This is a genomic window from Streptomyces sp. CA189 (assembly GCF_056428985.1).
On the sequence record NZ_JBWJVM010000015.1, the window covers coordinates 104,972 to 127,106 of the forward strand.

Genomic DNA, 22,135 nt, shown 5'->3' on the forward strand with positions numbered 1-22,135 from the left:
AAGATACCTGGTGAGGCAACCAGATGGGCAAGGGGGGTGCGCACGACGTCGCAACGGACGAACGCGCGCGAGGCCACCGGCTCACCGAACCGGGACGGCCGCGGATCGTCACCGGAATCACGTGGCTGATACTTGATCGCGTGACGGTGGGGTGAAGCACGGTTGCGGGGCAACGGGCAAGGGACTGGCTCCCTGCCAGGTCAGAGGGTGTGGGTGAGCGCATGGGCTTGTCGGTGGCGTCGGAAGCCGTCGTAGCGCGTGAGGACAGGTTCGATTGGTTCTGCGAGACGGTGTCCACCGATGTGATGCCCGTCATGCTCAGCACCCGGCATGCGGACGACTTCCGCGCGAAGATCACGGACCTGGACCTCGGCGCGGTGCGGCTGTCCTCCCTGGCGTGCTCACCGGTGCTCTCGCGCCGTTCCATGGCCCACATCCGGCGTGGTGATCCCGAGCACTTGCAGCTGGCCCTCGTCACACAAGGGAACTTCAGGATCTCTCAGCGGGGCAGCGATTCGGTGGTCGCGGGGGGACTCGTCCTCACGGACACGTCACGGCCGAGTGAAGGGGCCTGCGCAGGCGGGCAGATCGAGGCGATCGTGCTGCAAATTCCCCGCCCGGCCCTGGCGCTGCGCCCGAACCGGGTGGACCGTCTCCTCGCGCGGAGCCTGCCCGCAGACACGGGGTCAGGGGCAATCCTTGCCGACTTCCTGAAAGCGCTGCTCACACACGGTCCGCGCTGCGGCCCGGACGAGCTGCGCGGGATGGGGTCCATCGCCCTCGACTTGGCCACCGCGTGTCTCGCGCAGCAGCTCGGCGACCTCGGCGAGGCGCCTGCCGAGGTGCGGGCGCAGGAGACCCTGCAGCGGATCCACCGCTTCATCGAGCACAACCTCGGCGACCCGGGCCTGACTCCTCAAGTGATCGCCGATCGGCACAACATGTCCCTGCGAGGTCTCTACGCGCTTTTCGCCGACGATCGCTTGGGCATCGCGGCACGCATCCGCGAAAGCCGGTTGGGGCGGGCCCATGCCGACCTCGCGGGCGGGGAGCTGGGCGGTCAGCCCGTTCAAGCGATCGCGGCTCGCTGGGGATTCTCCAGCGCCACCGCGTTCAGCAGGGCATTTCGTGAAGCCTACGGAATCACCCCTACCGAACACCGGGCGTCGTCTCCGACCACCCCGGGGCGCGCTCTCCCGGGCTCGTGGGAGCCTGCGGAGTCCTCGGCGTGACGGTCGGCCGAGCCCGCCCGCCGCGGGGTGCCGAGCGGCTGGAGGCCGCGGGGCGGGCCATCCTGCGCGGATGTTAGCTTCCTTCCCATGGCGGACCATCGAGACGAGACCAGGGCGGCCTACGACGGCGTCGTCGAGCTGTACGCGTCGATGTTCGCCGATCGGCTGGAGACGCAGCCCTTCGCGCGAGCCATGATCACCACCTTCGCCGAGCTGGTGCGGGGGACGGGCAACCCGCGAGCGGCCGACGTCGGGTGCGGACCCGGACATCTGACGGCCATGCTGCACGACCTGGGACTGGACGCCGTCGGGCTCGACCTCTCCCCGGGCATGATCGGCCATGCCCGCCGGGCCCACCCGGCGCTACGGTTCGACGAGGCGCGGATGGAGGCCCTACCCGTCGGGGACCGCGTGCTCGGTGGCGTACTGGCCCACTATTCGATGATCCATACCCCGCCCGAGGAACTGCCCGCGCTGCTCGCCGAGCAGGTGCGCGTCCTGGCACCGGGTGGCCTTCTCCTGGTCTCGCTCTTCGGGACCGACGGACCGGACCCGGTCCGCTTCGACCACAAGGTGACGCCCGCCTACAGCTGGCCGGTGGACCGGTTCGCCGAGTTGCTGGCCGGTGCCGGCCTCGTCACCTTCGCCAGGCTGATCCACGACCCGGCCTCCGAACGGGGCTTCCTCGACGCCCACTTGCTGGCCCGCCGCCCCTAGACGCTGCCCGGTCCCCGACCCGAAGGAGCGAACGGTGGAGCAGGACCGGCCCGATGCGGCGGCATGGTCGGATGCGCTCAAACTCTACGAGTGGCTCTGTACGTTCGTCGCCGTCTCTCCCGGTGAGTACGACGACTGGTGGGTCGATGTGGGGGCGATCATGCGTTTGGAGACCCGGGATCCCCGGGGTGGGAGTCCATCGACCTGTACGAGGGATCACCAGCTTCCGCGGACCATCGGCCGTCGCGCGGCACGGGGTTGGTAGATTCGCGATCATGGGGAGAAACGCCTGGGTGGCCAGGTTCTTGGGTGGGGGAGCGCTGCTGTTCGCGGTGCTGGCCGGGTGGACGCTGTTGCTCCGAGCGGGCATCTCGGTGTACCGGCCGGACGTGGTCGTACTGGGGGCGGTCGCTCTGGCGCTGGCCGCCGGGTGGGTGTGGTCGGGTTCCCGGCCGATCCCGGTCGCGCCGCCGAGGCAGGTCGAGCCGGTGCCGGCGCCACCCGCGAAGCTGCCCTGGAAGCGGCCGTTCCGGGACTGTCTGCCCCTGCTGCTGCTCGTCGCGGTGGGCCTGCCCGCCGTGGCCGTGGCCACTGAGCTGATGACCCGCCCGGACGGCGACGACCTGAGGCGGATCGCGGCGATACAGCAGGCCGGCGCCCAGGTGACCCAGGGCACCATCGTCGAGGTCCACCGGGTGAAGGCGCAGACGAGCAAGAACTTGGTGGCCACCGCCGACGTCACGGTCGAGGTGCCCCTGCACGGACCTGCGGGCGGCAGCACGGACACCAGGCGCCTCGAAGTGATGAACGGGCATGTCGAACTCGACGAGTTCGAGGTGGGCGCCGTCCTCGACCACGCCGATGCGCTGAGCAGCCTCCCGGGCGAAATCGTCCCGGTGCTGTACGCCCCGACGGCGCCCGGACTCGGCGGCGTCGTCGACACCCCCCACCACGTCGAGCGGTATCTGGAGACGGACTCCCCGCTCGCGTTTTCCCTCCCGCCCGTCGGCATCCAGATCGCCCTCGGTGTCGGGGTGGTCCTGGCCTTCGTCGCGGGGCTGTTCTTCGTCCGGATCCCTCCGGCCGACCCCGCCCTGCGGACCCTCCGTGAGGACGCGGCCGCCCGGGCGGCGCTGCCCGCCGTACGGGCACGGATCGTCGCGGCCCGGCGGAACGACCACACGACGTTCGGAAGCGTGGACGGCACGGTCCGGGTGCGATCGGACCACAAGCTGCGCTTCGCGCTGGAGGACGGTTCCGAGCTGCTGATCGGCAACGGGACCCTCGAACCCGCCGGGCTCGCCCTCCTCGCGGCGCGCATGGGAGAACGGCCGGGCTGGCTGTGCGGTGCCCGGAACTGGCGTCTGATCCGCACCGAGCAGCCGGTCGCCTTCGTCACCGACGAGGGCGAGGTGGCGTGGCTGAAGATGGACCGCGAGGAATTCGAGCGGGTCCTGGCGCCCGCCACTGCGGTACGGCCCGACCCGGAGCGCCCGACGCGGCTCTCCCCGTGGCCCACTGTCGTGGTCCCCGGGGCCCACTGGCCCTGGCTCGGGGGCATGCTCCTGTCCTACGGACTGGTCGTCCTCGTGCTCATGGTGCCGATGTCCTGGCTCGCCGCGTGGCTGACGACCGCACTCGCCGTTGCCGTGGCCGCGGCGGCCTGCGTCCTCCTGGTGCGCCGCCGGGCGGACCTCTCCGACCGGACGGGCCGCTGGGAGGTCCGCGCGACCCGCGACGCGGAACTGGGCCCGGCCTGACGGCTCCGAACGACCTCGGGGCGAAATAGGGAGGTGTGTCCCGTTGTCTCCGGCACGTCGGGCCGGCGTCGTCCTGCGCGGGCACTTCCCGGTGTTAAGGTTTTGTCTGATCGATCTCGATCGCAGGATTGTTACTCCCCGAGGACGCCACCTTCGTCGCCACGCGACGCCAAGGCGACGTACCGCTTGAGGGGAGGCAAGGCCTGGGTGGCGCCGTGTGCGCGACCCGGGCCTTTTTTGTTGCCCGGATCCGGGCGTGAGAGATCGCGGACCGAAGCAGGATGGCAAGAGCCCCAGGATGCAAGGACGCATCATGAACACACCCGTAGCCGGACCCGGCACGCTGGCGGAGCAGATCCTCCGCGGCGTCGGCGGAGCCGAGAACATCGAGAGCCTCACGCACTGCGCGACGAGGCTGCGCTTCCAGCTCCACGACGGGGCGAAGGCCGACGCGACCGCGCTCGATGCCCTCGACGGCGTCATGGCCACCGTGCCGCAGTCCGGTGACCGCCTCCAGATCGTGATCGGCGGAGCCGTCGCACGCGTCTACTCCGAGATCATGAACCTGCCGACGATGAGCGGAGGCGGCTCGCCCCGCCCGAAGTCCGACGCCGACGTCAAGGCCGCGATGCGGGCCAAGAGCCGCGGCCGCTACGCCGTGGTCGACAACTTCTTCGAGTACCTGTCCGACTCGTTCCGCCCGCTCATGGGCGTGCTGCTGGGGTCCTCGCTCATCATCGCGATCGCCTCCGTCCTCGACGCCCTGGGCTTCGTCGACTTCCGCGCCGCGGACAAGTCCGCCACCTGGGTCTTCGTCGACGCCATGTGGCGCTCGGTGCTGTACTTCCTGCCGATCATGGTCGCCTACAACGCGGCCAAGAAGCTGAAGATCGACCCCTGGGTCGGCGCCGCGGTGATGGCCGCGGTGATGACCCCGAACTTCACGGGCATGCTCGACCCGAAGTCCGGTATCCCCGGCATCACCTGCACCACCAACGCGACGCTGGGCACCCAGGAGTGCGTGGCGCACGTCTTCGGGCTGCCGATGCAGCTGAACGACTACGGCGGCCAGGTCTTCGTGCCGCTGCTGATGGTCGCCCTGCTCGCCCTGGTCTACAAGGGCCTGCAGCGCATCTTCCCGGAGGCCGTGCACCTCGTCTTCGTGCCGTTCTTCAGCATGCTGATCATGATCCCGATCACCGCCTTCCTCATCGGCCCGCTGGGCGTCTGGGCCGGAAACGGCCTCGGTGAGGGCCTGTCCTGGCTGAACGGCAACGCCCCGATCGTCTTCGCCATCCTCATCCCGCTGCTCTACCCGTTCCTGGTGCCGCTGGGCCTGCACTGGCCGCTGAACGCGCTCATGCTGGTGAACATCAACACCCTCGGCTACGACTTCATCCAGGGCCCGATGGGCGCCTGGAACTTCGCCTGCTTCGGCGCGACCGCCGGTGTACTGCTGCTCTCGCTCCGTCACCGCGAGAAGGAGATGCGCCAGACCGCCACCGGCGCCCTGGCCGCGGGTCTGCTCGGCGGCATCTCCGAGCCCTCGCTGTACGGCATCCACCTGCGCTTCAAGCGGATCTATCCGCGCATGCTCGTGGGCTGCCTCGTGGGCGGCGTGATCGTGGGCGTCATGGGCGGCGTGGACACCAAGGCCTTCGCCTTCACCTCCCTGCTGACCATCCCGGTCTTCTCCCCGATGACCACCTACGCCATCGCGATCACGGCAGCCTTCTTCGTCTCGATGGCGCTCGTGTACTTCTCCGACTTCCGCACCCCGGAGGACCGCGTCCAGGCCAACGCCGAGCGCGACACCGCCGAGGCGGCCTCCCGCGGGGAGGCAGCGGCAGCCGATGACCGCGAGCTGGTCGCCGTCGGCGCCGCCACGGCCGCCGCGGACGCCTCCGCCGGCTCCGTGACCGCCTCCACCTCCCCGGCCGACGCTCCCACCGCCACCGCCACCGCCACCGCCCCGGCCCCCGCAGGCAAGGGGATCGAGCTCGCCGCGCCCGTCGCGGGCCGCGTGGTCGGCCTCGACGAAGTCGGCGACCCCGTCTTCGCCTCCCGCGCGCTCGGCGAAGGCGTGGGCATCGAGCCGGCCGACGGCCGCATCGTCGCCCCGGTCGACGGAGAGCTGGTCATCGTCGCCGCCACCGGCCACGCCTTCGGCATCCGTACCGCGGACGGGATCGAGGTGCTGATCCACATCGGCATCGACACGGTGAAGATGCGGGGGGAGGGGTTCGACGTCCGCGTCGAGTCCGGCCGGCAGGTCTCCGTCGGCGACCTCCTCGTCGAGGTCGACCTCGACACCGTGCGCGCGGCGGAGCATCCGACCGTCACCCTCATGACCGTCACCAACACCGCCGACCTCGCCTCGGTGCAGCCGCACACCGGGCAGACCGTCGCGGCAGGGGCCCCCGTGGTGACCGTACGGCGGTGAGCTCCCGCCACCAGTCCGACGCGGGCACGCGCCACCTCGTGGGGTGCGTGCCCGCTTCGTACCGGTTTGTGGCGCAGGGTGGCGTACGAGTGACAGACAATGCGGGATCATTGGGCAGAACCGGACCGCGAACGAGAAGGAGAGCAGGCGTTGAAGGCGCTGCGTGTCCTCAATAACAACGTGGTCCTCGCGCGCGACGACAAGGGCCAGGAGGTCATCCTCACCGGGCGCGGCATCGGGTTCAGCTCCCGCCAGGGCAAGCCCGTCGACCCCGCACTGATCGTGCGCGTCTTCGTCCCGGCGGACGGCCGCGACCCCGACCACCTGAGCGAGGTCCTCGCCCTCATCGACGAGGAGGTCCTGCGGGCCGTCGTGATCGCCCTCGACGAAGCAGGCATCGAGGGGCGCGAGTCCACCCGGCCGACCCTCGCCATCGCCGTCGCCGACCATGTCGCCGGCGCGCTGGACCGGGCCGCGCGCGGCATCGTCGTCGAGTACCCGCTGCGCGCGGAGGTCCAGGCCCTGTACGCCACCGAGTACGCCCAGGCGCAGCGCCTGCTGGCTGCCATCAACGAGCGCGTGGACGCGCGGCTGGAGGACTCCGAGGCGATCGCGCTCGCCCTGCACCTGGTCAACGCGGGCTTCGCCACGGGCGACCTGTCCTTCACGTACACGATGACCGGGGTCATCCAGCAGATGCTCGCCGTCGTGCGGGAGCGGTACGGGCTCTCCGTCTCCCAGGAGTCCATGAGCGCGGCGCGGTTCATCACCCACGTGCGCTACCTCTTCGTGCGCATCCAGCAGCACCGGCAGCTGAAGGGGCACGAGTCCACGATCGGCGAGGGCATCCGCCGGCACTACCCGGAGGCGACCCGCACCGCGCAGCAGCTGGCGACGATCGTCGAGCTGCGTCTGGGGCAGCTCCTGAGCGAGGACGAGGTCTCCTACCTGGCACTCCACGTGGCCCGCATGACCGCGGAGCCGGACGGCACCGCCGCCTAGGACCCCGGCAGCGGGCCGCCCCGTCGTCGGCCCGGCCATCCGCCGGTGCGCCTCACCCCGGCGGCGCGACGAGGCCGAACTCGTAGGCGAGGATCACGAGGTGGACCCGGTCGCGCGCGTCGAGTTTGGTGAAGAGCCGCGCGAGATGGGCCTTGGCGGTGGCCACGCTGATGGTGAGTTCCCCGGCGATCTCCGCGTTGGACAAGCCGCGGCCGACCAGGGTCAGGACCTCGCGCTCCCGGTCCGTGATGCCGTCGACGACCACCCCGCGGGCTCCCGGAGATCCGCCCCGCCGGACACCGGGGGACGGTTCCGGCCGCGCCGCGAACTCCGCGATGAGACGGCGCGTGACGCTCGGCGCGATGAGGGCGTCCCCGGCGGCCACGACCCGGACCCCGTCGAGGATGGACTCCAGCGGCATGTCCTTGACGAGGAAGCCGCTCGCACCCGCGCGGAGCGCACCGTAGACGTACTCGTCGTCGTCGAAGGTGGTGAGGACCAGGACCCGGGTCGTCGACCGGGGATCCGCGTCGATCAGGCGGGTGGCCTCGATCCCGTCCGTGCCGGGCATCCGGATGTCCATGATGGCGACGTCCGGCCGCAACCGCGCCACCAGCTCCACGGCGTCGGCGCCGTTACCGGCCTCCCCGACCACCTCCAGGTCGGGGGTGTCGGCGATGAGGACGCGCAGCCCCGTACGGATCAGCGGCTGGTCGTCGATCAGGAGGACGCGGATCACCGGCCCGCCTCCACGGGGATCGGCAGCAGGGCCGCCACGCGGAAGCCGCCGTCCGGAAGCGGACCGGCGCTGAACTCGCCGTGCAGCAGGCCGACTCGCTCCCGCATGCCGAGGATGCCGTATCCGGACCCTCCGACGCCGCCCCCGCGGCCGAGGTCGACGACGTCGACGGACAGCTCCTCCCCTCGGTAGTCGACCGTCACGGTGCAGTCCCGGGTGCCGGAGTGCCGCACCACGTTGGTGACCGCCTCCTGGACGATGCGGAAGGCCGCCAGGTCGACGTCCGGGGGCAGTTCGCGACGCTCCCCCCGCCAGCGGACGTCGACCCGGACACCGGCGGCCGCGCTCCGCCCGACCAGTTGGCCGAGGGCGCCCAGACCGGGGACCGGCTCCAGCGGCGCGGACTCCTCCTCGCCCTTGCGGAGCGCGCCGAGCATCCGCCGCAGGCCGGCGAGGGTCTCCCGGCCGGTGGCCTCGATGGCGTCGAGCGCCTTGCGGGTCTCGGCGGGCTGGGTGTCCATGACCCGGCTGCCCACGCCGGCCTGGATGGTGATGATGCCGATGTTGTGGGCGACCATGTCGTGCAGTTCCCGGGCGATCCGCAGCCGCTCGGCGGTGACCGCCTGCCGGGTGACCTGGGCGCGCACCGTGTCCGCGTGCGCCCGGTCCTGACGGATCGTGTTGCCGATCAGCCAGGCGATGACGACGGTCGACGCGAGCCCGGCCGGCGGCGAGGGGTTGAAGAAGTGGCCGCGGGCCAGCTGCCAGGCCGCGTAGCCCGCCAGCGTGGCGATGCAGAGCAGGGCGGCGGGCACCGAGACCCGCCGTGAGCGGGTCGCGGCGGTGTAGCCCACGGCCGCGTCGGCCAGCAGGAACAGGACGAACGTCGTCTCCCGCACCGCCATCCCGAGCGAGAACACGGAGCCGGTGAGCGCGACGGCCACGGCCGCCAGCGGCGCGCGGAACAGCAGCAGCGCTCCGAGGGTCGTGACGACGGCGGTGGCCAGGAGCGGTGCGTCCTCGATGTTGCCGTTGTACTGGACCAGGTGGCGGAGCTCGTCCGGCCGTTGCAGCGTGCGCACCAGGATCAGGGTCACCCAGAAGGCACCCACCCACGCACCCGGTGGCAGGCGTTTGAGCAGCGGTGGACGAGGAGTGGCGGTCATCGGTCGATCGTATCCGGGCAGGTCCGCCGGGGCATTGGCCCGCAGGCCTAATCCCCCGGGCTACCGGCGGGACGCCGCAGTGTGAACCACCGGCCGATGCACGGACGGTGCCCGCACCGGCAGCGTGGACCCCGTGATCGAATCAACTCGGCTGACCAAGCGGTACGGCGACACCGTCGCCGTCGACGACCTGACCTTTACCGTGGAACCGGGCAGCGTGACGGGCTTCCTCGGCCCGAACGGCGCCGGCAAGTCCACCACCCTGCGGATGATCCTGGGCCTCAACACGCCAACGGGCGGGACAGTCACCGTGGACGGGGTTCCCTTCTCCCACCGCCCGCGCGGACTGCGCCACGTCGGCGCGCTGCTGGACGCCCAGGACGTGCACGGCGGCCGGAGCGCGCGGGCGCACCTGTCGGCCCTGGCCCGCGGCAACCGCATCCCCCTGTCCCGCGTGGACGAGGTCCTCCGGGAAGCAGGACTGACGAAGGCGGCGGCCCGCCGGATCGGCGGGTTCTCCCTCGGGATGAAGCAGCGCCTCGGCATCGCGGGCGCCCTGCTCGGCGATCCGCCGGTGCTGCTGTTCGACGAGCCCCTCAACGGCCTCGACCCCGAGGGCGTGCTGTGGGTGCGCGGCCTGTTCCGGCGCCTGGCGGCCGAGGGCCGCACCGTTTTCGTCTCCAGCCACATGATGGCCGAGATGGAGCACACCGCCGACCGGATCATCGTCATCGGCCGGGGCCGGCTGATCGCCGACGAGAGCCTGGCGGAGTTCTCGGCGCGGCACGCCTCCCGGAGCGTGACGGTCCATGCCCCCGACCTGGCGGCCCTGGAAGCCGTCCTGGTCGCCGAGGGTGCGTCGGTGCACCGGGAGGACGGTCCGGCGGTCCGCGTCACCGGCCTGACCGCGGCCCGGATCGGCGACCTCGCCCACCGGCACCGCATCGTCCTGCACGAACTGGCCACGCACGCCTCCTCCCTGGAGTCGGCGTTCATGGCCCTCACCGCCGACAGCGTCGAATACCTCGCAGGAGAACCCCGATGAGCACACGGACTGCGTCCGGCACCAGGCCCTCCGAGCGGGCGGCCGAACCCGTGGCCGGATTCACCGACCTGCTCGCCGCCGAGTGGATCAAGATGCGCTCGCTCAGGTCGACCTACTGGGTGCTCGTCCTCGCGGCCGCCGTCGCCATCGCGATCAACGTGAACGGCGTCCACTCCGACCTGCCGTACATCGACCAGCAGCAGCCCCCGCTCCCCGGCGAAACTCCCTACACGTACGACCCGTTGTTCCACGGTCTGAACAGCATCGCCGCCGACGTCATGGCACTGGCGGCGGCCTCCTTCGGCGCCATCACGATCTTCGGCGAGTACGCCACCGGAATGATCCGGACCACGTTCGCCGCCGTCCCCGACCGGCGTGCGGTGATCACGGCCAAGGTGGCCCTCGTCACGCTGATCACCCTCACCCTCGGTGTGATCGTCTCCGTGACCTCGTTCTTCACCATCAACGCGATGCTGGCTTCCCGCAACGTCGGGCTCTCGATCAGCGACCCCGGCTGCCTGCGGGCCGTCGCCGCCTATGCGCTGGTCATCCCGGTCTGCGCCCTCATCGGGATGGCCTTCGGAGCCGTCCTCCGACATGCCACGGCCTCGATCGTCGCCGTCGTGGGGATCCTCTTCATCCTGCCGCTGCTCTTCGGCGGCGACAGGTACCGCTTCCTCAGGGAGATCGGCAACCACCTGCCCCTGGCCGCCCAGGGGCGGCTGGCCCTGAACCCGGACTCCTCCACCAGTCTGGGCGCCTACCCGGGCACGATCACGGGTTCCTGGATCGCGCTCGCGGCCTGGGCGCTCGTCTCGGTGATCGTTGCTGTGACGGTCGTACGGCGCCGGGACGTCTGAGACCGGCTCAGCGGCCGCGTGCGCGGCGGCCGCGCGGCCGTGTCTCAGCGCAGCTGCAGCACGCTTCTGACGCCGGCGTGGTCGGAGGGCCACAGTCCTGACGGGGTGCGGTCGGCCAGGGCGTGGCCGACCCGGTGGGTATTCAGTGCCGTGACCTTGCCGCGGAAGAGTACGTAGTCGATGCGCTGCGTGAGGGTGGAGGCGGGGTTGCGCAGGTCGGGGGCCTGGCAGCAGGTGAAGCCGGGGTCGCGGGGGCGGGTGGCGGTCCAGGCGTCGGTGAATCCGGCGGACAGGAGCCGGTTGTGGCTCTGGGTGTTGGTTCCCGGTACCGCGCCGACTCCGCCGGCGGCCGAGTTGAGGTCGCCGAGCAGCACGGTGGGGAGCGTGGTGTTCAGCGGGCCCGCGAGCAGTTCGTCGGTCTGAGCCTCCTGGACGGCCGGGGCGGCGGGATCAAGATGGGTGGTCACCACGCGCGTGGTGCGCCCGCGCACCGTGGCGTCGGCCGCGACCCAGCCGCGTTCGACCCGCAGGGGTGGATTGGGCGGGCAGCCCAGCACGGGGCGGCAGATGGGGACGTGGCTCTGGAACCGGGCGGCCTGCGGGTTGGCCACCGAGAAGCTGCGCGCGGGCAGGTCGGTGCGGGCCAGAAGCACTTCGCGGTCGGTGAGGCGGATGTCCTGCAAACCGCTGGGCGTGGAGCGCGGGGCCTCGAAGTCGCTACCGACGGTGACGCTGGCCACGGCCGCGTAATGCTTGCCCCGGGCGGACAGCTCATCGAGAAGGATCTGCAGGAAGTCGTACTCGACGTGGGTGGCGCTGCCCGGCCCGGCAGGCGTCTGGCTGCGCCACAGCACGGCTTCCTGGACGCCCACGAGGTGAGGGTCGCTTTCGGCGATCTCGTCGGCCAGCGCTTCGGCTCGCTCGGGAAAGTCCGTCGCCCGGACGTTCGCCCACACCGCGGTCACCGCGGCGACGAGCCCCTCTGGGCTGGTGGCGGCGAGGACCGGTGCGAGGTCGGCGCCGAGGTAGAGGTTGCGCGTCATGACCCGCAGGGGAGTCCGGCCGCCGTCGGCGGCCGAGGCCGCGCCGAGCGACCCGGGTGCGAGGAGCGCGAGTGCGCACAGGGAGGATGTGAACCAACGGCGAGCCATGCGGGCAGCCCTTTCGGTCAAAGCGGGCGAATGCCCGCATCCTCGCCGAATCTAGAATGACGGCCGGCATGTGGCGATCCAGACGTGGGCCGGCCGGCCTACGGCGCGCCCGAACGCGCCGGAGCCCCCGTCCCGCCCGGCACGGCGCGGAGCCCGCCCCGCCCCACGCGCCCGACCCGACGGGCTAGTTCGCGGCCGGAGTCGGCGGGGTAGGAACCCCGAGCGAATTCGCCGACGGTGGGGGAGAGCTCGTATGGGTGACCGGGACCGGCTGGGCGTGGTGTTCGTCCATGGGTTCGCCTCCGGACCGAAGGTGTGGGACCGGTTCCTCTCCCTCATCGAGGGGGACACGGACCTGGACTTCCTCGACACCCGGACGCTGGGGTACGCCACCGGGTTCGGCCGGGTTCGGCCGGACCGGGCCCTGCCCTCGCTGAGCACCGTCGCCGACCACCTGAAGACGCTCCTGGAGACCGAGCCCCCGCACCGGCCGCTGGTGCTCGTGGGGCACAGCATGGGCGGCCTGGTCATCCAGAGATGGCTGGTCCGGATGCTTCAGGAAGGGCGCGGCCGAGAGCTGGCCCGCATCCGCCGGGTCGTGCTCCTGGCCTGCCCGAACGCCGGCTCCGACCTCGCCCGGGGCGCGCGCAGGCAACTGCTCGGCGCAAACCCGCAGGAGCGTCAGCTGCGCACCCTCGACGAGGACGTACGGGACACGCACCGCCGTGCTCCGCGACATCGTCGGCGCGGACGCCGTCAGCGAGCGCACCTGCCCGATCCTGTTCTCCGTCTACGCCGCCGAGAGCGACGCCGTGGTCCCGCGCGCGTCCGCCCAGGGGGCCTTTCCCCGCAGCGGTGTGCTGCCCGGGGACCACTTCAGCGTCGTCCAGCCGCGCTCCCGCGACCACGCCTCGTACGCCACGCTGCGCCACCTGCTCCGCGAGGAGGCCAGCGGCAGCGATCCGCCCGCCGGGCGAACCGTCTCGGCGTTCACGCCCAAGGCCCTCGAAGTGCACGGCGCTCCCCTCCCCGAGGGGCGGCCGGAAGAGGCGGCCGACGGGCCCCTGACCCCGTACCTGCTGCGCTCCCACGACGCGCGGCTGCGCACGGCACTCGACGCGGCACTCTCCGGCGGTACGCCGCGCCTGCTGGTCCTGACCGGTGAGTCGGCGACCGGAAAGACCCGCGCCCTGTACGAGGCGCTGCTCGACCGGGCTCCGGACCGTCCCCTGCTCAAGCCGAGCACCGCCGCCGACCTGCTGTCCCTCCTGAGCGCGGGACGGGTGCCGGACGGGTCGGTGCTGTGGCTGAACGAGGCGCAGCGGTTCTTCTACGGCGCACAAGGAGAGGCCGCGGCGGACGCCCTCCACCAGTGCCTGGCACGGGACGGGCGGCTCGTGGCGCTGGCGACGCTGTGGACCCGGCCGTACTGGACGCAGATCACCGCCCCGCCCCGGACCGCCCACGTCCGGGCGAGGGCCCTGCTCACCCACCCGGCCCTGACGCTACAGCTGACCGTACCGCCGCACCTGGACGCCGAGGACCTGACGGTGTGGGCCGAACTGGACGAACTGGCCGGCGATCTGCGCCTGGGACTCGCCCTGGAGGCGGGCCGCGTCATCCAGCAGCTCACCGGCGGGCCACAGCTGCTGGACGCCTTCCTCTCGGGTCCGGAGGTGTTCTTCACCGCCTCGGAACACGCGCTGATCGGTGTGGCACTCGACGCCCGGCGCCTCGGCCACCACGCCCCCATGGCGCCCGGGCTCCTCGCCCGGGTCGCCGACGGCGCGCTGACCCCGAGGCAGCGCAGCGGAGTTCCCGGGTGGGAGCTCCGGGACCTCACGGCGCTCAGCGAGGGCGCGCGTGAGGACGGCACGCCGACCGACGTCCGCACCCTCACCGCCCTGACCGCGCTGCGTCCCCGCTCCGGGGGACCCGCGCTGTTCGAGCCCGCCGACTATCTGGACCAGCACATGCGCGGGCTCCGGGCGGGCCTGCGCCCGGAACCCGGGCTCTGGGACGCCTTGTCGGAGTACGCCGACGATCCGGCGGACCTGGTCCGGCTCGGGAGTTCCGCGTGGGACCGGGGCCTGCGGCGGCACGCGGCCCTGCTGTGGCGGCGCGCCGTACTCGCCGGTGACGCCTCCGCTCCCGCGCTCCTCGTGTCGCACCTCCGGGGGCCGCTCGACCCGGCCGGTACGGTGGCCCGCTGGGCGGCCGTCCACTGTTCCCTGGAGAACCCGTTCGGATGCTTCGACCTGCTCAGAGCGGTGGCCGACGCCGACGCACCCGCCGGGGCGGTGGAAGCCGAGCTCCGGGCGCGAGGCCTGATCACCCGTCTGGAGGAGTTCTCCAGCCTCCCCCTGACCCTGCACGCCACGCTGACGAGGCTGCGGGACTCGGGGCGAGGCCGCTCGCCCGGGAACTGCTGGACCGGGGCGCCGTCACCCGCATGGAGCTCGGCCGCAGTCGGGGCTGGACCGGGCTGCCGGGCATCCTGAGCCTCCTCAACGAGTCCGGAGCCGACGAGGCCCGGGCGGAGTTCCTGGCACGCGGTCCGGTGGCCCATCTCGATCGGGATGACCCGCTGGAGGCCGTCTGGATGCTGGAGGCACTGCTGGCCGCGGACGCGCGGGAGGCGGCGGAGGAAGTCGTCGAGCACTGCGAACTGGCCGGAAGGACGGACATCAGCGACGCCCGGACAGTCGCCGACCTGCTGTTCCTCCTCGACAAGATGCGTTCCCCCGCCAAGGAGGCGGTGCTGGCGCGCGACCCGGCCGGCTGCGCCGATCTCGGCTACGCCGGCAGTGTGGCGTGGCTGCTGAGGGCCCTGGGCGAGATCGGGGCCGACGACGCCGTGGCGCGGCTCCTCGCGCGCGACCCCGCGACCCACGTCGGCCTCGGGGACGGGGCACTCGAAGGCGCCGCGTTCCTGTTGGCGACCCTGGACGGGCTCGGGGCCGCACCGGGCGCGGCGACGCTGCGCGCCCGCATGGCGGTGGAGCTGGACCCGCTCGAACCGGGGGTCTTACGAGTCCTGCTGGCACACTCGCCGGACCTGGCCTGCGAAGCACTCGTGACCGAATACCCGGTGGACGACCTGGACCCGGACTTCACCGAAGACATCGGGATGCTGCTCAGCGCCTGGGCGGCGGTGGGTGATCAGGAGGCGGCCGTCCGTGACCTGCTCGCCCTCGACCCGGTGGCGCACGCGGACCTCACGGACACCTCGGCGGTCGCCCTGCTCATCCGCGGGCTGATGGACTCGGGGTCGACCGGCGCCCTGCGGGCGCTGCTGGACCGGGATCCCGCCGCACACGCCGGGACGACCGAACGCGGGGAAGTGGACGCCCTGCTGAGTGCCCTGCGGGACGCGGGTGCCGAGTCCGCGGCCGAAGACCTGGCGGAGCGGGCGCGCGAGGCGGGCACCGCCGTACCAGCACGCCTCCTCCCGTACGGGTGCGGACCGGACGGCCGTCCGGCGCGGCCGTGGACCTGGGACGACCCCCCACCCCTTCCCTGAGCACCGGCCGGGCACGGCGACTGCCCGGAACGGGCCCCGGCGGGGGCACGGGAGAGCGGGTCCGTCAGCGCTGCGCGGCGGCGCGGGGCGGGACTACGCGGCACCAGCCGCTGCCAGCACCGCGACGGGCAGGAGCAGAATCCACTGCGGCAGGCGGAGCAGCGGTCTGGGCCAGCCGACGGACAGCGTGACGACCAGGAAGGCTGCCGCGTACGCGACGAAGTGCGCGGCCACGAACCACCCCACCAGGTCGTTCCCCGGCGTCCCGTCCGTCAGGGAGAGGTAGAGCAGCGCGAGTCCGGAGAGCACCAAGTCGACGCTCACCATGTGCCACACGGCGTGCAGGACACGCTTGGGCTCGTCCGCGAGCCCACAGGACAGCAGCGGGCGCACCACATCGCGGCGCCCGCCGACGATGTGCACCACGGCCACGCCGAGAGCGGTGATGCCCGCCGCGAGAAACCAGCTGTTCATCGGACCTCGATTCCCTTGGCCACCACAGTGGCCAGCAATGCGGCCAGCTCCTGGGCGGGGTGCTCCCCGACCAGTCCCACGTGGAAGAACACAGCTCCTGCCAGCGTGTCCAGGACCAGGTCCACAGGCGTTCCGGCCGAGATCTCCCCACGCACCACGGCGCGTTCGAAGACGACCAGCAGCCGTTCCTTCGCCGGGGCCAGGAACTCGCCGCGGATACGCGCCTTCAGCTCGGGATCGGCGGCGAAGTCGGCGAGCAGTCCCGGGAGCGCGGCCGTGGCGGCCGGCGCGCTGAACTCGTCGACCAGACCCTGCAGCAGCACGGTCAGATCCCCGGCCAGCGTTCCGGTGTCCGGGATCGGAGCGTCATCGGTGCTCGTGAAGACGGCCTCGAAGACCAACTCGGGCTTGCCCGGCCACCGCCGGTAGATCGTGTCCTTGCCGACACCGGCACGCGCGGCCACCGCCCCGATCGAGGTCGCGGCGTAGCCGACCTCGACCACCAGCTCTGCCGTCGCACCGATGATCGCCTCGTGCGACCGGGGATCTCTGGGACGCCCCCTGGAGGGCGGAGAGGAACTCATGGCACTTACTTTACGGGTCGACCCGTAAGGTAATCAAGAGGTCGGCCCGCCATGGAAAACCGGAGCCGACGGCAGATCAGGAGCCGCCGGCGCAGGGTGGCTGCGGAGGCGACCCGGGCGTTACCCCACCTGGTCGGCGAGAGCCTTCGCGAGGGCGCTGACGCGCGCGTCGTCCTGCGTACCCGGGCTGTCTCCCACCGAGACGACCAGGAAGGCATCGCCCTTGCCGTCGAGCTTCAGCCGTACGGCGGCGAGGTCCCCGCTCGCGGTCACGGCCGGCCGGCCGGCTTCGGCCTCGCCGGCCTGCTTCAGATAGGCCCTCAGGGCTTCGAGGTCCATCCCGGCCTGCTGCTGGATCGCCGGGGCGAGCGGGTTGATCGCCTGCCGGTCCCGCGTCGCAACGGTGTGCACCACGATGTCCCTCCGGCCGATGAGGAAATCGCAGCTCACCAGGGCGCCGGGATTCTGCGCCAGCGCCTCCTCGGGCAGGGCCCGCTTCCCGCCCTCGGAGGTGGCGACGGGTTCGTCACCTCCGTCCGCGTGCCCCGGGCGGGCTTCCCCCTCCAGGCCGGCGGCCTTCGCCGCCTTGGCGATGTCGTAGGGGAGCGGACAGGTATCCGCCCCCTTGGCCCCCATGGAGTCCGCGGTCTCGGTCAGCCCGCTCAGGCTCAGCGGTGTCGCGCCGCCACTCTGACACCCGGCCAGCAGGGTCGTGGCTGTCACGGCGGCGATCGTCCATCCGTACCGACGGTGTGTCACGTGCGTCCTCGGCTCTCGTCCCGCCTGCTCCTGTGCCCAACGATCATAGGCGGGGCCTGCGCAGGCCCCGTTGCGCTCCTCCACGCGCAGCCGCGGCGCGCCCCGAGTCCCCTCATCCCCTTTCCGGATGCCCGGGCTTGTCGCCGTCCATGGGCCCGACGCGCCGCAGGGTGCGGATCGCCGGGATCGAGAGCAGCGCCACGCAGCCCGCCAGGCAGGTGCCCGCCGAGACCAGGAGCAGTGTCTCGGGGGAGGCCAGTTCGGTGGCCGGCCCCGCCAGGATCTGGCCGAGGGCGATCCCCGACACCGAGCCGGCCAGCTCGTACGCGGTGACCCGGTTGAGAACCGCGGGCGGCGTGTGGGTCTGCACGCTGGTCGCCCACATCACCGACCAGAACGCCCAGGCACCACCGCCGAGGACGTGTCCCGCCAACAGGACCGGCAGTGTGGTGCCCGACACCACGCAGAGAGGCAGCGCGGTGAACAGCACCATGGCCACCGCGCCTGCGGCCAGCGGCCGGGACGGGCGCAGGCGCAGTGCCAGCAAGCCACCGAGTACCGTTCCGACACCGAGGAAGGAGACGGCCAGGCCGTAGGCGTTCGGGCCGAGCCGGGCTCCGATCAGCGCAGAGCTCAGCGGCACCATCGGGCCGAACAGCAGCACGCCGAAGCCCACCCAGATCAGGATCACCGCCCACATCCAGGTGCGGGAGCGGAACTCCTGCCAGCCCTGGCGCAGGTCACGACGGAGCGAACTCCTCTCGGTGCCGGCGGAGTCGGCGGCGGCAAGGGTTCCCGTGGCCGTGTCCGCGGGGGCGAGGCGGATGAGCCCCAGGCACACGGCGCTGAGTACGAAGGTGCCCGCGTCGATCGCGTAAACGGTCCCGGCACCGGTCAGCACGATCAGCAGCCCCGCCAGGGCCGGGCCGAGCAGGTGGGCCAGCGCGTCGGCGACCTTGAGCGTGGCGTTGGCGCGCTGCGGTTCCCGGGCTACCAGCGGGACCATACCGTTCACACCCGGCTGGAACATCGCGACGGCCGCACCGGCCAGTGCCGCCATGGCCAACAGCAGCCAGAACGGCGGCGTCCCGGCGAAGAACGCGGCGGCCAGTACGCCCTGGGTGAGCACCCGGACGAGGTCTGCACCGACCATCATCCGGCGTGCGCCGACCCGGTCGGCGAACACCCCGCCGAACAGGACCAGGAGGACGAACGTCCCGGTCCAGGTGCCGAGGACGAAGCCGACTCCGGAGATCCCGTACAGCGGGCCGACCGCGAGCGCGGCGGCCACCGGCATCATCGCGTCGCCGAGCAAGGAGACCGCGCGGGCGGTGAAGTAGAGCGCGAACCGCCGGTCCCACAACGGGGGCCTGGCGGTCGGCGCATCGGTCTGGATGTTCTGGACGGCCTGTGTCTGTGTCTGTGCGGTGGTCACAGGACGATATTGGACTGGACCAATCGTTCACCCCAGTGTCCTGAACGACACGATGGGGTACTTTCGCGCCATGACGCCTCGTTCGCTGCCGAAGTCCCCGGCGCTCCACCGGGTCGTGGCCGTGCTGCGGCCCCCGCAGTCGACCTTCCCGCTGGCCTGCGCGACCGAGGTGTTCGGCGACCACAGCCCGGCGATCCCCTCCCGCTACGCGTTCGAGGTCTGCACCGAGCACCCCGGCCCGGTGCGAACCCGGTCCGGATACGACCTGCTGGTCACGACGGGCCTGGACGCGTTGGAGCGCGCGGACACCGTACTGGTCCCCGGCTGGCAACAACCCGTCGGCACCGACGTATCGGAAAACCTGATCGCGGCGGTCCGCCGGGCGCACCGCCGAGGCGCGCGCGTCGTCGGCATCTGCTCGGGCGCCTTCGTACTAGCTGCCGCCGGACTGCTGGACGATCGGCGGGCCGCCACCCACTGGGCCCAGGCCCCGGATCTGGCCGCCCGGTTCCCGCGGGTCCGGGTCGACCCCGCAGTGCTGTACGTGGACCACGGCGACGTCGCGACCAGCGCCGGATCGGCGGCCGGCGTGGACCTCTGCCTCCACCTGGTGCGCACGGACCAAGGCGCCGCGTACGCGATGCGGATCGCCCGTCAGATGGTGATGCCCCCGCACCGCGAAGGCTGCCAGCTGCAGTACGCCGAACTGCCCACCTCCGGACCGGTCGCCGACTCACTGGCCCCGCTGCTGGAATGGCTGGCCGGGCGGCTGGAGCAGCCGGTCAGCGTCGCCGAGATGGCGGCCCGCTCACAGGTCTCGGCCCGCACCCTGACCCGGCGCTTCACCGAGCAGTTGGGGATCAGCCCCGGACGCTGGCTGCTGGACCGGCGGATCGCCGCCACCCGGGCCCTGCTGGAAGAGACCGACCTTCCCGTGGAAACCATCGCGCACCGGGTCGGCCTCTCTTCGGCCGTCAACCTGCGCCGACGCTTCCACGAGGCCCTGCGCACCACACCCGCCGCCTATCGGTGCGCCTTCCGAACGGACGCGGCGGGGCACGCCGACGCGGTCCCTCCCGGATAGAGCAACGGCCCCGAGGGAATCAACACCAAGGCCGATCGGCCCCCGAGACCAGGTCTCGGGGGCCGACGACATCACCCGCAGCACGTGCCGCGGTACGCCGGTACCGCGCGGGGTGCGCCGTACGGCGCTCGCGCCGCGTCTCAGGGGGCGAAGTGCCTTCGGGCGGGACGGGTACGGGTGGGTCTGGTGCCGTGCATGGGGTGCCTTCGGTCAGTGAGCGGATGTGGGTGTGGTCAGCCGTGACCGGCCCCAACGACCGAAACGGCCCGCCGGGATAGCCGGCGGACCCTCACGGCCGACCGTCCTCACGGCTGACCGTCCTCACGGGCGAGACGTAGGGCGAGTTCCTGAAGGATTTCGTCGGTACCGGGATCCGTGCCGGTTTCGTCGTACGCGTAGGCGACTGCCGCGAAGGCGGCGATGAAGCCGTTGACCAGAGCGCTCAGCGGAGCGGAGAGCTGATCGAGCACGGCACTGCCGATTTCTTCGGGGTCGGCTCCCGCCGGCACGAGGAAGTGGCTGGGGGTCACTTCCGCGAGGAGTTCGGAGGCGAGGCCTTCGCCGACATCCGAGCGCAGTGCGGTGAGCGCTGCGATGGCTTTGAGTTTGATCTCGTTTTCGTGCACGGCCCGAGACTACGACGCGGGCAACGCGACAGAGATCCCCCTCAGTCCCGCGCCAGCCCGCCCCGCGCGATCACCCCCGCGTACCAGCGCGCGCTGTCCTTCACCGTCCGCCGCTGGGACGCGAAGTCCACGTGGACGATGCCGAAGCGCTTGCCGTAGCCGTACGCCCACTCGAAATTGTCCAGCAGGCTCCACAGGAAGTAGCCGCGTACGTCCACGCCGTCCTCGATCGCCCGGTGTACGGCCGCCAGGTGCGAGTCCAGGTACGCCACCCGCTCCGGGTCGTGGACCTGCCCCTCCGGGTCCGCGTAGTCGTCGTACGCCGCCCCGTTCTCCGTCACCAGGAGCGGGAGGCGCGGGAGTTCGTCGCGCAGCCGGGTCAGCAACTCGTACAGGCCGTTGGCGTCCACCGGCCAGTCCATCGCCGTGCGCGGGCCCGCCGCCGGGGTGAACGCCACATGCTCCTCGGCCCCCGCCCAGGGAGCGGGGGAAGCGGAGCGGCCCGCCGAAACCACGCTGGGGGAGTAGTAGTTGATGCCCAGCGAGTCGATCGGGGTGGACGCGACCGCCAGATCGCCGTCCCGGACGAACGACCAGTCCGTCACCCCCGCCGTGTCCTCCACCAGGTCCGCCGGCAGCCGCCCGTGGAAGACCGGGTCCAGGAAGATCCGGTTCGCCACCGCGTCGATCCGGCGCACCGCGTCCCGGTCCGCCGCCGTGTCCGTCAGCGGACGCAGGGCGTGGAGGTTCAGGGTCAGGGAGATCTCGGCAGTGGTCGGGAGGTGGTCACGCAGAACGCGAGCCGCCCCGCCGTGCGCCAGGTTGAAGTGGTGGGCGGCGCGCAGTGCCGCGAGGTCGCTGGTACGGCCGGGGGCGTGGACCCCGCTCCCGTACCCGAGGAACGCCCCGCACCAGGGCTCGTTCAACGTCGTCCAGGTCGTCACCCGGTCGCCCAGCGCCCGGGCCACCAGGCTCGCGTACTCCGCGAACCGGTGTGCCGTGTCGCGCTCCGGCCAACCGCCCGCGTCCTCCAGCTCCTGAGGGAGGTCCCAGTGGTAGAGCGTCGCGACCGGCCTGATCCCGCTCGCCAGCAGCTCGTCCACCAAACGGCGGTAGAAGTCCATGCCGCGCTCCACGGCCGGGCCCCGCCCCGTCGGCTGGACCCGGGACCAGGAGACGGAGAAGCGGTAGTCCGTGACGCCGAGTTCCTTCATCAGCTTCACGTCGTCCGGCATCCGGTGCAGGTGGTCGGCGGCGATGTCACCGGTGTCCCCGTTGCGGACCTTGCCGGGGGTGCGGCTGAAGGTGTCCCAGATGGACGGCGTCCGGCCGCCCTCGGCGGCTGCTCCCTCGATCTGGTAGGCGGCGGTGGCCGTGCCCCAACGGAATCCGGCGGGGAAACGGAGCCCCGTCCCGGTCTCGGGGCGGGTGCCCGTGGAGGTCGCCGGGCGGGCATCGACAGTGGTCATGAGACGGACACTCCAGGAAGTGAGGGGAGACGGGGGGAAACGATCAGAAGGGCGGCTGGCGGGGCC

The 22,135-nt window shown here is 71.9% G+C and carries 19 protein-coding genes; 10 read left to right on the forward strand and 9 right to left on the reverse strand.

Going from position 1 to position 22,135, the window contains the following annotated elements; all coding sequences use genetic code 11:
- Positions 1-209 precede the first annotated feature (209 nt).
- From AC061S_RS15225 to AC061S_RS15245, 5 genes are all read left to right on the forward strand, one after another.
- Positions 210-1,232: an AraC-like ligand-binding domain-containing protein gene (locus AC061S_RS15225; protein WP_478686466.1), complete on the forward strand. Its 1,023-nt coding sequence runs from the start codon at positions 210-212 to the stop codon at positions 1,230-1,232.
- Between the two features lie 87 nt (positions 1,233-1,319).
- Complete coding sequence (locus tag AC061S_RS15230; RefSeq protein WP_478686467.1) at positions 1,320-1,949, forward strand: class I SAM-dependent methyltransferase; 630 nt, start codon at positions 1,320-1,322, stop codon at positions 1,947-1,949.
- Positions 1,950-2,224: 275 nt separating this feature from the next.
- The gene (locus AC061S_RS15235; protein WP_478686468.1) at positions 2,225-3,709 is read left to right on the forward strand and encodes a hypothetical protein; all 1,485 of its coding nucleotides are present in this window, start codon (positions 2,225-2,227) and stop codon (positions 3,707-3,709) included.
- Between the two features lie 313 nt (positions 3,710-4,022).
- Positions 4,023-6,152 carry a glucose PTS transporter subunit IIA gene (locus AC061S_RS15240; RefSeq protein ID WP_478686469.1) on the forward strand — a complete coding sequence of 710 codons (2,130 nt, stop codon included), beginning with the start codon at positions 4,023-4,025 and terminating at the stop codon, positions 6,150-6,152.
- A gap of 150 nt (positions 6,153-6,302) precedes the next feature.
- Entirely contained in the window at positions 6,303-7,154 is an 852-nt protein-coding gene (locus tag AC061S_RS15245; RefSeq protein WP_478686470.1) for a PRD domain-containing protein, read from the forward strand.
- 52 nt (positions 7,155-7,206) lie between these two features.
- Here the strand turns inward: AC061S_RS15245 and AC061S_RS15250 are convergent, their stop codons facing one another.
- Both AC061S_RS15250 and AC061S_RS15255 read right to left on the reverse strand, forming a co-directional pair.
- Positions 7,207-7,893 carry a response regulator gene (locus AC061S_RS15250; RefSeq protein WP_478686471.1) on the reverse strand — a complete coding sequence of 229 codons (687 nt, stop codon included), beginning with the start codon at positions 7,891-7,893 and terminating at the stop codon, positions 7,207-7,209.
- Complete coding sequence (locus AC061S_RS15255) at positions 7,890-9,059, reverse strand: sensor histidine kinase (protein ID WP_478686472.1); 1,170 nt, start codon at positions 9,057-9,059, stop codon at positions 7,890-7,892. Before AC061S_RS15255 ends, AC061S_RS15250 begins: the two co-directional genes overlap by 4 nt.
- Positions 9,060-9,192: 133 nt before the next feature.
- Here AC061S_RS15255 and AC061S_RS15260 point away from each other — a divergent pair, with 133 nt between their 5' ends.
- Together AC061S_RS15260 and AC061S_RS15265 are read left to right on the forward strand one after the other, a co-directional pair.
- Positions 9,193-10,104 carry an ABC transporter ATP-binding protein gene (locus AC061S_RS15260; RefSeq protein ID WP_478686473.1) on the forward strand — a complete coding sequence of 304 codons (912 nt, stop codon included), beginning with the start codon at positions 9,193-9,195 and terminating at the stop codon, positions 10,102-10,104.
- Positions 10,101-10,964 (forward strand): ABC-2 transporter permease, encoded by an 864-nt coding sequence (locus tag AC061S_RS15265; protein WP_478686474.1) that lies wholly within the window; start codon positions 10,101-10,103, stop codon positions 10,962-10,964. The genes AC061S_RS15260 and AC061S_RS15265 overlap by 4 nt, the downstream gene beginning before the upstream one ends.
- Positions 10,965-11,008: 44 nt before the next feature.
- Here AC061S_RS15265 and AC061S_RS15270 read toward each other — a convergent pair whose 3' ends face one another.
- Positions 11,009-12,115: an endonuclease/exonuclease/phosphatase family protein gene (locus tag AC061S_RS15270; protein WP_478686475.1), complete on the reverse strand. Its 1,107-nt coding sequence runs from the start codon at positions 12,113-12,115 to the stop codon at positions 11,009-11,011.
- A gap of 253 nt (positions 12,116-12,368) precedes the next feature.
- Here AC061S_RS15270 and AC061S_RS15275 point away from each other — a divergent pair, with 253 nt between their 5' ends.
- Both AC061S_RS15275 and AC061S_RS15280 read left to right on the forward strand, forming a co-directional pair.
- Complete coding sequence (locus AC061S_RS15275) at positions 12,369-13,280, forward strand: esterase/lipase family protein (RefSeq protein WP_478686476.1); 912 nt, start codon at positions 12,369-12,371, stop codon at positions 13,278-13,280.
- 1,287 nt (positions 13,281-14,567) lie between these two features.
- A complete protein-coding gene (locus AC061S_RS15280; protein WP_478686477.1) occupies positions 14,568-15,638 on the forward strand; it encodes a hypothetical protein in 1,071 nt (356 codons plus the stop codon).
- A gap of 93 nt (positions 15,639-15,731) precedes the next feature.
- On the opposite strand, the gene AC061S_RS15285 is transcribed toward AC061S_RS15280, so the two are convergent.
- From AC061S_RS15285 to AC061S_RS15300, 4 genes are all read right to left on the reverse strand, one after another.
- Positions 15,732-16,112 (reverse strand): hypothetical protein, encoded by a 381-nt coding sequence (locus AC061S_RS15285; protein ID WP_478686478.1) that lies wholly within the window; start codon positions 16,110-16,112, stop codon positions 15,732-15,734.
- Positions 16,109-16,696, reverse strand: coding sequence for a TetR/AcrR family transcriptional regulator (locus AC061S_RS15290; RefSeq protein WP_478686479.1), 588 nt, complete (start codon positions 16,694-16,696; stop codon positions 16,109-16,111). The genes AC061S_RS15285 and AC061S_RS15290 overlap by 4 nt, the downstream gene beginning before the upstream one ends.
- A gap of 120 nt (positions 16,697-16,816) precedes the next feature.
- A complete protein-coding gene (locus AC061S_RS15295; protein ID WP_478686480.1) occupies positions 16,817-17,419 on the reverse strand; it encodes a macro domain-containing protein in 603 nt (200 codons plus the stop codon).
- Between the two features lie 148 nt (positions 17,420-17,567).
- Positions 17,568-18,890 carry an MFS transporter gene (locus AC061S_RS15300; RefSeq protein WP_478686481.1) on the reverse strand — a complete coding sequence of 441 codons (1,323 nt, stop codon included), beginning with the start codon at positions 18,888-18,890 and terminating at the stop codon, positions 17,568-17,570.
- Positions 18,891-18,960: 70 nt separating this feature from the next.
- Between AC061S_RS15300 and AC061S_RS15305 the strand changes: the two genes are divergently transcribed.
- On the forward strand, positions 18,961-19,974 hold the full coding sequence (locus AC061S_RS15305) for a GlxA family transcriptional regulator (RefSeq protein WP_478686482.1): 1,014 nt from the start codon (positions 18,961-18,963) through the stop codon (positions 19,972-19,974).
- 305 nt (positions 19,975-20,279) lie between these two features.
- Here AC061S_RS15305 and AC061S_RS15310 read toward each other — a convergent pair whose 3' ends face one another.
- Complete coding sequence (locus AC061S_RS15310) at positions 20,280-20,600, reverse strand: hypothetical protein (protein WP_478686483.1); 321 nt, start codon at positions 20,598-20,600, stop codon at positions 20,280-20,282.
- 41 nt (positions 20,601-20,641) lie between these two features.
- The gene (locus AC061S_RS15315) at positions 20,642-22,069 is read right to left on the reverse strand and encodes a GH1 family beta-glucosidase (RefSeq protein WP_478686484.1); all 1,428 of its coding nucleotides are present in this window, start codon (positions 22,067-22,069) and stop codon (positions 20,642-20,644) included.
- Positions 22,070-22,135: the final 66 nt, after the last annotated feature.

Bases quoted from the DNA above. Each gene is read 5' to 3' on its own strand.
- AC061S_RS15235 (WP_478686468.1), top strand. From the start codon at position 2,225: ATGGGGAGAAACGCCTGGGTGGCCAGGTTCTTGGGTGGGGGAGCGCTG.
- AC061S_RS15305 (WP_478686482.1), top strand. From the start codon at position 18,961: ATGACGCCTCGTTCGCTGCCGAAGTCCCCGGCGCTCCACCGGGTCGTG.
- AC061S_RS15230 (WP_478686467.1), top strand. From the start codon at position 1,320: ATGGCGGACCATCGAGACGAGACCAGGGCGGCCTACGACGGCGTCGTC.
- AC061S_RS15285 (WP_478686478.1), bottom strand. From the start codon at position 16,112: ATGAACAGCTGGTTTCTCGCGGCGGGCATCACCGCTCTCGGCGTGGCC.
- AC061S_RS15315 (WP_478686484.1), bottom strand. From the start codon at position 22,069: ATGACCACTGTCGATGCCCGCCCGGCGACCTCCACGGGCACCCGCCCC.
- AC061S_RS15290 (WP_478686479.1), bottom strand. From the start codon at position 16,696: ATGAGTTCCTCTCCGCCCTCCAGGGGGCGTCCCAGAGATCCCCGGTCG.
- AC061S_RS15280 (WP_478686477.1), top strand. From the start codon at position 14,568: ATGGAGCTCGGCCGCAGTCGGGGCTGGACCGGGCTGCCGGGCATCCTG.
- AC061S_RS15275 (WP_478686476.1), top strand. From the start codon at position 12,369: ATGGGTGACCGGGACCGGCTGGGCGTGGTGTTCGTCCATGGGTTCGCC.
- AC061S_RS15255 (WP_478686472.1), bottom strand. From the start codon at position 9,059: ATGACCGCCACTCCTCGTCCACCGCTGCTCAAACGCCTGCCACCGGGT.
- AC061S_RS15270 (WP_478686475.1), bottom strand. From the start codon at position 12,115: ATGGCTCGCCGTTGGTTCACATCCTCCCTGTGCGCACTCGCGCTCCTC.
- AC061S_RS15240 (WP_478686469.1), top strand. From the start codon at position 4,023: ATGAACACACCCGTAGCCGGACCCGGCACGCTGGCGGAGCAGATCCTC.
- AC061S_RS15265 (WP_478686474.1), top strand. From the start codon at position 10,101: ATGAGCACACGGACTGCGTCCGGCACCAGGCCCTCCGAGCGGGCGGCC.